The 11,455-nt window shown below is 72.6% G+C and carries 7 protein-coding genes; 3 read left to right on the top strand and 4 right to left on the bottom strand.

Annotation, left to right across the window (positions count from 1 at the left end; genetic code table 11):
* Positions 1-17 precede the first annotated feature (17 nt).
* From ACIP82_RS23890 to ACIP82_RS23900, 3 genes are all read left to right on the top strand, one after another.
* Positions 18-1,220, top strand: coding sequence for an ROK family transcriptional regulator (locus tag ACIP82_RS23890; RefSeq protein ID WP_363613445.1), 1,203 nt, complete (start codon positions 18-20; stop codon positions 1,218-1,220).
* A gap of 214 nt (positions 1,221-1,434) precedes the next feature.
* Positions 1,435-3,342 (top strand): 1-deoxy-D-xylulose-5-phosphate synthase, encoded by a 1,908-nt coding sequence (dxs, locus tag ACIP82_RS23895; RefSeq protein ID WP_400655963.1) that lies wholly within the window; start codon positions 1,435-1,437, stop codon positions 3,340-3,342.
* 134 nt (positions 3,343-3,476) lie between these two features.
* The gene (locus tag ACIP82_RS23900; protein WP_400655965.1) at positions 3,477-5,021 is read left to right on the top strand and encodes an ArnT family glycosyltransferase; all 1,545 of its coding nucleotides are present in this window, start codon (positions 3,477-3,479) and stop codon (positions 5,019-5,021) included.
* A gap of 74 nt (positions 5,022-5,095) precedes the next feature.
* On the opposite strand, the gene ACIP82_RS23905 is transcribed toward ACIP82_RS23900, so the two are convergent.
* From ACIP82_RS23905 to ACIP82_RS23920, 4 genes are all read right to left on the bottom strand, one after another.
* The gene (locus ACIP82_RS23905; protein ID WP_363613451.1) at positions 5,096-7,222 is read right to left on the bottom strand and encodes a 3-hydroxyacyl-CoA dehydrogenase NAD-binding domain-containing protein; all 2,127 of its coding nucleotides are present in this window, start codon (positions 7,220-7,222) and stop codon (positions 5,096-5,098) included.
* A 2-nt stretch (positions 7,223-7,224) separates the two neighbouring features.
* Positions 7,225-8,469, bottom strand: a complete 1,245-nt coding sequence (locus ACIP82_RS23910; protein ID WP_363613453.1) for an acetyl-CoA C-acyltransferase — start codon at positions 8,467-8,469, stop codon at positions 7,225-7,227.
* Positions 8,470-8,733: 264 nt separating this feature from the next.
* The gene (locus tag ACIP82_RS23915; protein ID WP_363613455.1) at positions 8,734-9,978 is read right to left on the bottom strand and encodes a ribonuclease D; all 1,245 of its coding nucleotides are present in this window, start codon (positions 9,976-9,978) and stop codon (positions 8,734-8,736) included.
* 367 nt (positions 9,979-10,345) lie between these two features.
* Complete coding sequence (locus ACIP82_RS23920) at positions 10,346-11,062, bottom strand: response regulator transcription factor (protein ID WP_363613457.1); 717 nt, start codon at positions 11,060-11,062, stop codon at positions 10,346-10,348.
* Positions 11,063-11,455 lie beyond the last annotated feature (393 nt).

An 11,455-nucleotide genomic window follows, 5' to 3' on the forward strand; every position in this document is an offset into this window, starting at 1 on the left:
CGTTGGGAGGGTCGATCATGTCGACGGACACACCGGGCTCGCAGTCCTCGCTGCACCGGGCGAACCTGGACCGGGTGCTGCGGGCGGTACGGATGGCCGGCTCGCTGACCCAGGCGGAGATCGCCCGCGGCACCGGCCTCTCGGCGGCCACCGTGTCCAACATCGTCCGGGAGCTGAAGGAGGGCGGCACCGTCGTGGTCGCCGACACCTCCTCCGGCGGCCGCCGCGCCCGCAGCGTCTCGCTCAGCGGCGACGCGGGGATCGTGGTGGGCATCGATTTCGGCCACACCCATCTCCGGGTCGCCGTCGGCAACCTGGCGCACCGGGTGCTCGCCGAGGAGAGCGCGCCGATCGACGTCGACGTCTCCGCCGAGCAGGGCTTCGACCGCGCCGAGGCGCTGGTCGAGCGGCTGCTCCAGCAGGCCGGTTTCCGCCCCGACAAGGTGATCGGCGTCGGCCTCGGCGTGCCCGGCCCGATCGACGTGGAGACCGGCGCCCTCGGCTCCACCGCGATCCTGCCCGGCTGGACCGGCATCGCCCCCGGCCGGGAGCTGGCCGAGCGGCTCGGCATGCCGGTGCACGTGGACAACGACGCCAACCTCGGCGCGCTCGGCGAGCTGGTCTGGGGCGCCGGCCGCGGGGTGAGCGACCTCGCCTACATCAAGGTGGCCAGCGGCGTCGGCGCCGGTCTGGTCGTCAACGGCCAGCTCTACCGCGGCCCGGGCGGCACCGCCGGTGAGATCGGGCACATCACCCTGGACGAGGCCGGCCCGGTCTGCCGCTGCGGCAACCGGGGCTGCCTGGAGACCTTCGTCGGCTCCCGCTACCTGCTCGGCCTGCTCACCCCCACCCTCGGCACCGGGCTCACCCTGCCCCGGGTGGTCGAGCTGGCCCACCACGGCGACCTCGGCTGCCGCCGGGTGATCGCCGACGCCGGCCGGCAGATCGGCAGTGGCGTCGCCACCCTCTGCAACCTGCTCAACCCCCGCCGGGTCATCCTCGGCGGAGACCTCGCCGAGGCCGGTGAGCTGGTGCTCGGCCCGATCCGGGACTCGGTGGCCCGGTACGCCATCCCCAGCGCCGCCCGTCAGCTCTCGGTGGTCCCCGGCACCCTGGGCGGCCGGGCCGAGGTGCTCGGCGCGCTCGCCCTGGTGATGAGCGAGATGGACGAGTCGGGCGCCGTCGGCCGCCCGGTCCCGGCGTCCGTCGCCCGGCCCTGAGCGGGGCGCGGCCCCGGCCGGATCCGGGTGCGGGCCGCACCCCGGCGGCCGGCGGTAACCGGCCGGTGGCACCGGGCGCGCCGCTCGGTGTCCGGGAGGCGGACATTAGACTCGACCGGTCGGCACCGACCGAGACCGTCGGAGCGCGCCGGCACACCGGGCAGCGACGCCCGTCGGACCCCCGCGGTCCGCAACTTTGAACGAGGAGGAACGGGTGGCCCTGCTGACCCGCATTCGGGGACCGCGCGATCTCGACCGGCTCACGCCCGGACAGCTGGCCGCACTGGCCCAGGAGATCCGGACCTTCCTGGTGACGGAGGTCTCCAAGACGGGCGGCCACCTCGGGCCCAACCTCGGCGTGGTGGAGCTGACCATCGCGCTGCACCGGGTCTTCGACTCCCCGCGCGACCGCATCCTCTTCGACACCGGCCACCAGAGCTACGTCCACAAGCTGCTCACCGGCCGCCAGGACTTCTCCCGGCTGCGGATGAAGGACGGCCTCTCCGGCTACCCCTCCCGCGCCGAGTCCGAGCACGACGTGATCGAGAACTCGCACGCCTCCACCGTGCTCTCGTACGCCGACGGTCTCGCCAAGGCCAACCAGATCCAGGGGCACCAGGACCGCCCGGTCGTCGCCGTCATCGGCGACGGCGCGCTCACCGGCGGGATGGCCTGGGAGGCGCTCAACAACATCGCCGACGCCAAGGACCGTCCGCTCGTCATCGTCGTCAACGACAACGAGCGCTCCTACTCGCCGACCATCGGCGGCATGGCCAACCACCTCGCCACGCTGCGCACCACCCAGGGCTACGAGCGCTTCCTCTCCTGGGGCAAGGACGCGCTGCAGCGCACCCCCGTGGTCGGCCAGCAGCTGTTCGAGACCCTGCACGGCGCCAAGAAGGGCCTGAAGGACTTCATCGCCCCGCAGGGCATGTTCGAGGACCTCGGCCTCAAGTACATCGGCCCGATCGACGGCCACGACCTCACCGCCCTGGAGTCCGCGCTGACCAAGGCGCGCGGTTTCGGCGGCCCGGTGATCGTGCACTGCCTCACCGAGAAGGGGCGCGGCTACCACGCCGCCGAGAACAACGACGAGGACCGCTTCCACGCGGTCGGCGTGATCCACCCGGAGACCGGTCTGCCGATCAAGAGCTCCGGCAAGGACTGGACGTCGGTCTTCGGCGAGGAGATGGTCGCGCTCGGCCACGAGCGCGAGGACATCGTCGGCATCACCGCGGCGATGCTCCACCCGGTGGGCCTGGCGCCGTTCGCCAAGGCCTTCCCGGAGCGCATCTTCGACGTCGGCATCGCCGAGCAGCACGCCGTCACCAGTGCCGCGGGTATGGCCACCAACGGCCTGCACCCGGTCTTCGCGGTCTACGCGACCTTCCTCAACCGGGCCTTCGACCAGGTCCTGATGGACGTCGCCCTGCACAAGCTGGGCGTCACCTTCGTGCTGGACCGCTCCGGCGTCACCGGCACCGACGGCGCCTCGCACAACGGCATGTGGGACATGTCGATCCTGCAGGTCGTCCCCGGCCTGCGGCTGGCCGCCCCGCGTGACGCCGACCAGCTCCGCGCCCAGCTGCGCGAGGCCGTCCAGGTCGGGGACGCCCCGACCGTGGTCCGCTACTCCAAGGGCACGGTCGGCCCGGCCGTCGCCGCGGTCGGCCGGGTCGGCGGCATGGACGTGCTGCGCGCGGCCGAGGCCCCGGCCGGCGACCGCCGTGCCGACGTGCTGATCGTCTCGGTCGGCGCGATGGCCCCCGCCAGCCTGGAGGTGGCCGACCTGCTGGCCGCCCAGGGCATCACCGCCACCGTGGTGGACCCGCGCTGGGTCAAGCCGGTGGACGCCGCCCTGCCCGGCCTGGCGGCCGAGCACCGGGTGGTCGTCACGATCGAGGACAATGGCCGGGTCGGCGGTGTGGGCGCGGCCGTGGCGCAGGCGCTGCGCGACGCCGAGGTGGACGTGCCGGTGCGTGACTTCGGCATCCCGCAGCAGTTCCTGGACCACGCCTCGCGGGCCGAGATCCTCGCCGAGATCGGCCTCAACGCCCCGGACATCGCCCGCCGGGTCACCGCGCTGGTCTCCCGGCTGGACGTGGCCCCCGTCGAGGCCTGACCGGGGCCCGGGCCGTCCCACGGACGGCCGACCGACGCAACTCTGTAACAGTTCGTCACAGGCAAGGCTGATAATCGCACCGAAAGGCGGGACCGGCGCTGCCCGCGCCGATCCCGCCCGGTAGGTTGTCACTCGTGCCGACGACCCCCACCCACCCACGCCTCGCCGGCCCGGCCCAGCGCCTGCCCATGGCGGCCTTCCTGGCCGACCGCTGGGCGGGCGTCCGTACGGGTTACTGGACGAGGCTGGTGCCGGTGCTGGCCCTGGTCGCGCTCGTCACCCACATCCCCTCCTTCGTCCGGCCGGTCTGGAGCCCCGACGAGGGCTTCCTGGCCACCCAGGCGCGGATGCTCTCCGACGGCGGGGTGCTGTACGACACCGTCGTGGACCGCAAGCCGCCGCTGCTGCCCTGGCTCTACCAGGCCTGCTTCACCGTCTTCGGCTCCGCCTCGCTCTGGCCGCTGCGCACCCTGGCCGTGGTCGCCCACCTGGTCACCGCGATCCTGCTGGCCTCGATCGCCCGCGGCCGCTGGGGCAACCGGGCCGGCGCCGGGGCGGGCCTGCTCTACCTGCTGGTCTCCATCGGGCTCTCCCCGGAGGACACCCAGGCGGCCACCTTCGAGGTCTTCATGCTGCCCGCCATGGTGGCCGCCTTCCGGTACGCCGAGCGGCGCCGCTGGCTGGCCGCGGGCATCGCGGTGGCGCTCTGTTCGCTGACCAAGCAGACCGGCGGCGCCGTGATGCTGCCGGTGCTCTGGATGCTGTTCCAGGACGCCCGCCGGCGCGGGGTGCGCTGGCTGCCCGCCCTGTTCAAGATCGGTTTCGGGTTCACGCTGCCGATAGCGCTGGTCGCGGTGATCCTCACCAAGCCCAAGGGCTTCCTGTTCTGGGTGGTCACCGGCAGCGGCGACTACGCCTCCTTCGGCGGTGCCTGGCTCCAGATGACCGGCCGGGCGCTGGGCAACTCCGCGATCCTGGTGGGGGCCGGCCTGGGCTTCCTGCTGCCGGTCGGGCGCCGGCTCTGGCTGAAGTACCGCCACCGCCCGCTGCCCGTCGCGGGGGAGGAGCACGGCTCCACCACCGACCTCTGGGTCTGGCTGCTCTCCTCGGCCGTCGCGGTCAGTGTCGGCTTCCACTTCTTCGGCCACTACTACCTGCAGCTGATGCCCCCGCTGGTGCTGCTGGGCACCGGCGCGGTCGCCACCTCGGCGGTCCGCTGGCGGCCGGTCCTGGTGTACACCACGGCCGTCGCGACGGTGTTCTGGGGCCTGGCGCTGGCCTGGCCGGGGGAGCGGCTCGACCGGACCACGGAGGTCGCCACCGCCGTCGCCGCGCAGACCACGCCGAAGGACACCGTGCTGGTCTGGGGCATGCACCCGGAGCTGTACTGGCTGGCCGACCGCAAGCCGGCCACCCGCTACCTGACGGCGGGCTTCCTGACGAACTACAGCGGCGGCAAGGACGGCAACCCGAACGTCGGCGAACAGTTCAGCGTCAGCAACGCCTGGCAGACCTTCGACCAGGAGATCGCCAAGAGCCTGCCCGAGGTCGTGGTGGACGACTCCGGCCTCGCCCCGTACCAGCCCGGGCTGGTGCCGAAGATCGAGAACCTGCTGGACACCCACTACGAGATGGTCGGCGTCTTCGCCGACACCGTGGTCTACCGCCTCAAGCGCTGAGCCCCGGGCCCGGCACACGAGCAGGAGCCCCGGTGACCGTGGAGGTCACCGGGGCTCCTGCGGGTCCGGCCGCGTTACGCGGGGACGGAGGCCACGCCCGGGGCGAGGAACCTCTTGCCGTTCACCCGCTCGGCGACGCCCGAACGGTCCAGGTACGGGGTGATCCCGCCCAGGTGGAAGGGCCAGCCGGCACCGGTGATCATGCAGAGGTCGATGTCCTGCGCCTCGGCGACGACACCCTCCGCCAGCATCAGGCCGATCTCCTGCGTCACGGCCTCCAGCGCGCGGTCGAGGACCTGCTCCTCGGTCAGCACGGAGTCGCCGAAGGTCAGCAGCTCCAGCACCTCGGGGTCGAGGACCTGCTTGCCGTCGACCCAGGTGTAGAAGCCGCGCTTGCCGGCCTTGACCACCCGGCCGAGGTTCTCGGAGACGGTGAACCGCTCCGGGAAGGCGCCGTGCAGGGTCTCCGAGACATGCAGCGCGATGGCCGGGCCGACCAGCTCCAGCAGCACGATCGGGGACATCGGCAGACCGAGCGGCTCGACGCCCTTCTCGACGGTGGCGATCGGGGTGCCCTCGTCGATGATGCTCTGGATCTCGCCCATGAAGCGGGTCAGGATCCGGTTCACCACGAACGCCGGGGCGTCCTTGACCAGTACGGCGGTCTTCTTCAGCTTCTTCGAGACGCCGAAGGCCGTGGCCAGCGAGGCGTCGTCGGTCTGCTCGCCGCGGACGATCTCCAGCAGCGGGAGGATCGCGACCGGGTTGAAGAAGTGGAAGCCGACGACCCGCTCGGGGTGCTTCAGCTTCGAGGCCATCTCGGTGACCGAGAGCGAGGAGGTGTTGGTCGCCAGCACACAGGTCGGCGAGACCACGTTCTCCAGGTCGGCGAAGACGGTCTGCTTGACGCCCATCTCCTCGAACACGGCCTCGATCACGAAGTCCGCGTCGGCGAAGCCGGCGGCCTTGTCGAGCGAGCCGGTGACCAGGCCCTTGAGGCGGTTGGCCTTGTCCTGGCCGATCCGCCCCTTGCCGAGCAGCTTGTCGATCTCGGTGTGGACGTAGCCGACGCCCTTGTCGATGCGCTCCTGGTCGATGTCGGTGAGGACCACCGGCACCTCCAGCCGGCGGGCGAACAGCAGCGCCAGCTGCGAGGCCATCAGACCGGCGCCGACCACGCCGACCTTGGTGACCGGGCGGGCCAGCGACTTGTCCGGCGCGCCGAACGGGCGCTTGGCCCGGCGCTGCACCAGGTTGAAGGCGTAGATGCCGCTGCGCAGCTCGCCGCTCATGATGAGGTCGGCCAGGGCCGCGTCCTCGGCGTCGAAGCCCGCCTGCAGGTCCTGGTCCTTGACCCGGGCGATGATGTCCAGCGCCTTGTACGCGGCCGGAGCGGCACCGTGCACCTTGGCGTCGGCGACCAGCCGGCCCCAGGCGACGGCGTCGTCCCAGGCCTTGCCGCGGTCGATCTCCTCGCGCTCGACCACGACGTCGCCGTTGAGGACCTTGGCGGTCCACAGCAGCGACTGCTCCAGGAAGTCGGCCGGCTCGAAGATCGCGTCCGCGATGCCGAGCTCGAACACGTCCGCGCCCTTGAGCTGCTTGTTCTGGCTCATCGAGTTCTCGATGATCACCTTGACGGCCTTCGCCGGACCGACCAGGTTCGGCAGGAGGGTGCAGCCGCCCCAGCCCGGGACGAGGCCCAGGAAGACCTCGGGCAGCGAGAAGGCCGGCACGCCCGCGCTGACCGTGCGGTAGGTGCAGTGCAGGCCGACCTCGACGCCGCCGCCCATCGCCGCGCCGTTGTAGTAGGCGAAGGACGGGACGGGCAGCGCGGCGATCCGCTTGAAGACCTCGTGGCCGCCCTTGCCGATGGCCAGCGCGTCCGCGTGCTCCTTGAGCAGCTCGACGCCCTTGAGGTCGGCGCCGACCGCGAAGATGAACGGCTTGCCGGTGACGGCGACGCCGACGATCGTCCCCTCGGCGGCCTCCGCCTCGACCTGGTCGAGTGCGGCGGACAGCTTCAGCAGCGAGCCCGGGCCGAAGGTGGTCGGCTTGGTGTGGTCGAAGCCGTTGTCCAGGGTGATCAGGGCCAGCCGTCCGGCCCGCAGCGGCAGGTCCAGGTGGCGTACGTGCGCGGTGGTCACGACCTCGCCGGGGAACAGCCCGGCGCCGTGCTGCAGCAGCTCAGTGGTGCTCATGGTCACTTACCGCCCTCGGACTCTGCCTGCTCGGTGGCTCCGCTCCAGTGCGGGTTCTCCCAGATGATCGTGCCGCCCATGCCGAAGCCGATGCACATCGTGGTGAGGCCGTAGCGGACGTCCGGGCGCTGCCCGAAGCGGCGGGCCAGCTGGTTCATCAGGCGCACGCCGGAGGAGGCCAGCGGGTGGCCGTAGGCGATCGCGCCGCCGTACGGGTTGACCCGCTCGTCGTCGTCCGCGATGCCGTAGTGGTCCAGGAAGGCGAGCACCTGGACGGCGAAGGCCTCGTTGATCTCGAAGGCCTGGATGTCGTCGATGGTCAGACCGGCCTTGGCCAGCGCCTTCTCGGTGGCCGGCACCGGGCCGATGCCCATGACCTCGGGCTCGACGCCCGCGAAGGCGAACGAGACCAGCCGCATCCTCACCGGGAGGCCGAGCTCCTCGGCGACGTCCTCGGCGGCCAGCAGCGAGGCGGTGGCGCCGTCGTTCAGACCGGCCGAGTTGCCCGCGGTGACGTTGCCGTGCGGGCGGAACGGGGTCTTGAGGCCCGCCAGGTTCTCCAGGGTGGTGCCCGGGCGCATCGGCTCGTCCACGGTGGCCAGGCCCCAGCCGGTCTCGCCGACCTCGGGGTTGGTGTTGCGGATCGAGATCGGCACCAGGTCGGGCTGGATGTCGCCGTTGGCGTACGCCTTGGCGGCCTTCTCCTGCGAGCGCACGGCGTAGGCGTCGCAGCGCTCCTTGGTCAGGTGCGGGAACCGGTCGTGCAGGTTCTCCGCGGTCATGCCCATGAACAGGGCGGACTCGTCGACCAGCTTCTCGGAGACGAAGCGCGGGTTGGGGTCGACGCCCTCGCCCATCGGGTGGCGGCCCATGTGCTCGACGCCGCCGGCCACGACCACGTCGTACGCGCCGAAGGCGATGCCGCCGGCGGTGGTGGTGACGGCGGTCAGCGCGCCGGCGCACATCCGGTCGATCGCGTAGCCCGGGACGGACTTCGGCAGGCCGGACAGCAGGGCGGCGGTGCGGCCGATGGTCAGCCCCTGGTCGCCGATCTGCGTGGTGGCCGCGACGGCGACCTCGTCGATCCGCTCGACGGGCAGGTTCGGGTTACGGCGTACGAGTTCCCGGATGCACTTGACGACCAGGTCGTCGGCGCGGGTCTCGTGGTAGATGCCCTTCGGGCCGGCCTTGCCGAACGGGGTGCGGACGCCATCGACGAAGACGACGTCCCTCGCGGTACGAGGCACGGGGGCTCTCCTCCCAGGGACCAACGGTTGAGGTGGGCAGGCCGCCGCCGTCGAAGACCCGGGCGGCGCCGCTCCACCGCCATGCTACCCGTCGGTAACCAACCTGCCCAGGCCCGGCGGCCCGATCTCCCCGTGTGTCCCGCGCCACGTCCCCGCCACACCCCGTCACATGCCTCTGCGGACTCCCCCGGCCCGGGTACGCCGAAAGGGGATGCCGTCCGTGACGACATCCCCTTTCGGCGTACCTCCGTGTGCCGGTGCCGCTCAGTTCTCCTGGGCCGCCGCCTTGGCGAAGGCCGCGGCCATCGCCGGTGCCACCAGCTCCACCTGCCACTGCCGGGCGCCGAGCCGGCGCAGCGCGGCGGCCACCCGTTCGGCGTCGGCGTCGGCCGGCGGTTCCCAGGAGACCCGGCGGACCAGGTCCGGGGTGATCAGGTTCTCGGCCGGCAGGTTGTGCCGCTCGGCCAGCTCGCTCACCGCGGCCCGCGCCCCGGACAGCCGGGCGGCGGCCACCGGGTCCTTCTCGGCCCAGGCGCGCGGCGGCGGCGGGCCGTCGTGCGGTGCGGCGGCGGGCGGCAGCTGGTTCTCCGGGACGTCCCGGCCCCGCTGTACGGCCGCCAGCCACTGTTCCAGCTGGCGCCGGTGCACCCGCGGCCCGAAGCCCTGAACGCCCTGGAGGGCGGCGATGTTGAGCGGCATGGCCAGCGCGGCGTTGACGATCGCGGCGTCCGAGAGCACCCGGCCCGGCGAGATGTCGCGCTCCTGCGCGGTCCGGTCCCTGGTCAGCCACAGCTCGCGCACCACGGCCAGCTGGCGGCGCCGGCGGACCTTGTGCAGCTGGGAGGTGCGGCGCCACGGGTCGGTGCGCGGCGCGGGCCGGGGCGCGGCGGCGATCGCGGCGAACTCCTCCAGCGCCCAGTCGAGCTTGCCCTGGGCGTCCAGCTCCTGTTCGAGTGCGTCACGCAGCTCGACCAGCACCTCGACGTCCAGAGCGGCGTAGCGCAGCCAGGGCTCGGGCAGCGGGCGGGTGGACCAGTCGACCGCCGAGTGCTCCTTGGCCAGGCTCAGCCCGAGCACGCTCTCGGTCATCGGCCCGAGGCCGACCCGGGCGAAGCCGGCGATCCGCCCGGCCAGCTCGGTGTCGAACAGTCTCTGGGGTCTCATGCCGACCTCGGCCAGGCAGGGCAGGTCCTGGGTGGCGGCGTGCACCACCCATTCGGTGTCCGCGAGGGCGGCGCCCAGCCCACTGAGGTCGGGGCAGGCGATCGGGTCGATCAGCGCGGAGCCGGCGCCCGCGCGGCGGAGCTGGATGAGGTACGCGCGCTGTCCGTAGCGGTAGCCGGAGGCCCGCTCGGCATCGACGGCGACCGGTCCGGTACCCGCGGCGAAGGCGGCGACGGTGGCGGCCAGCGCCCCCTCGTCCGCCACGACTGGCGGGATCCCCTCCTTCGGCTCAAGGAGCGGGACCGGGGCTGCTTCTTCTGGGATGGCTGCTACGGCGTCGGTCACCCACCAAGGGTACGACGGTCCTCAGAACCGGGAGTGTTGTCGGACTGGTCAGACCGGGTCCATGACGATCTCTCCGCCCACCCGGTCCGAGCCGAAGCGCCGCACCAATCCCAACCCGCTCCCACCCGTTCGCCTCGTTCCGCCCGCCCCAGCCCGCCCTACCCGCCCCGAGCCGAAGGGGCGCGCCGGTGCCGAAAGGAAGGAGCGAGGAGGCCCCGAGGAACGAGGGGCCTTGGAGCGACGACCGTCGGCACCGGACCAGAGCGCCCCGGAGGCGAGCGGGCGAAAACACAGAGGCGAGCGGGCGAAAATACGGCCCTGGAGGAAACGTTCCTCCAGGGCCGCCGCAGCGGTCCCACCTAGGGCGTCAGTGAATGATTCCGGTCCGCAACGCGACCGCGACCATCCCGGCCCGGTCGCCGGTACCGAGCTTCCGGGCGATCCGGGCGAGGTGGCTCTTCACGGTGAGCGCGGACAGGCCCATCGCCACACCGATCGCCTTGTTGGACTGGCCCTCCGCGACCAGCCGCAGCACCTCCACCTCGCGGCCGGAGAGCTCGCGGTACGCGGCCTGCTGTGCGCCCGGCGCTCCGGGGGCTCCGGGGGCGCCCGGCACACCGGCCGAGCCCGGCACGCCCGGCATGCCGGGGCGCCGCATCCGGCCGGCCAGGCCGCCCGCGCCGAGCGGCAGGCCCGGGCGGCCCGGCATGGCGACGTTGGTGCGCGTCCCGGTGACGACGTAGCCCTTGACGCCGCCGGCCAGCGCGCTGCGGACGGCGCCGATGTCGTCGGCGGCGGAGAGTGCCAGGCCGTTGGGCCAGCCCGCGGCGCGGGTCTCGGCCAGGATGGTCAGCCCGGAGCCGTCCGGGAGGTGCACGTCGGCGACGCAGATGTCGCGTGGGGTGGAGACCCGGGGGCGGGCCTCCGCGATCGAGGACACTTCGATCACGTCTCGGACGCCGAGGGCCCACAGGTGGCGGGTGACGGTGTTTCGGACGCGGGGATCGGCGATGACCACCATGGCGGTGGGCTTGGTCGGCCGGTAGGCGACCACGTTTGCGGGGTGCTCAAGAAGGACCGACACCAGGCCTCCTGCGGGGAGTGGCGGACGGAACCCCGATGGGGGCGGTCGGAGTGTTCCGCGTTTGGAAAGGGTCACAGTCTGCTTCGGCAGCTACCGTGCCCGGCTTTAGCGAAAGATCACGATCTAGTGAGTAACAATACGGACAAATCGCGCAGGCGACTGATGTGACATGCCTGGAATTCGTACAAAATCGATCAGATCCAGCGCGGATTGGCCGGTTTCGGTGGGTTTCGACCGGTCGATTGACGTGGAGCGGAACGAAGGCCACACTCCGTCAGCCCCGGGGGGGGGGGGGGGGGGGGGGGGCGGGGGGGCCCCGGGGGGGGGGGGGGGCGGGGGGGGTGGGGGGGGGGGGGGGGGGGGGGGGGGGGGGGGGGGGGGGGGGGGGGTACG

This window comes from Kitasatospora sp. NPDC088548 (assembly GCF_044753005.1).
In the GTDB taxonomy this organism is placed as follows: domain Bacteria; phylum Actinomycetota; class Actinomycetes; order Streptomycetales; family Streptomycetaceae; genus Kitasatospora.

What these genes read in the sequence shown, in the direction of transcription:
- ACIP82_RS23890 (WP_363613445.1), top strand. Translation starts at nt 18, where the DNA reads ATGTCGACGGACACACCGGGCTCGCAGTCCTCGCTGCACCGGGCGAAC.
- ACIP82_RS23905 (WP_363613451.1), bottom strand. Translation starts at nt 7,222, where the DNA reads ATGAGCACCACTGAGCTGCTGCAGCACGGCGCCGGGCTGTTCCCCGGC.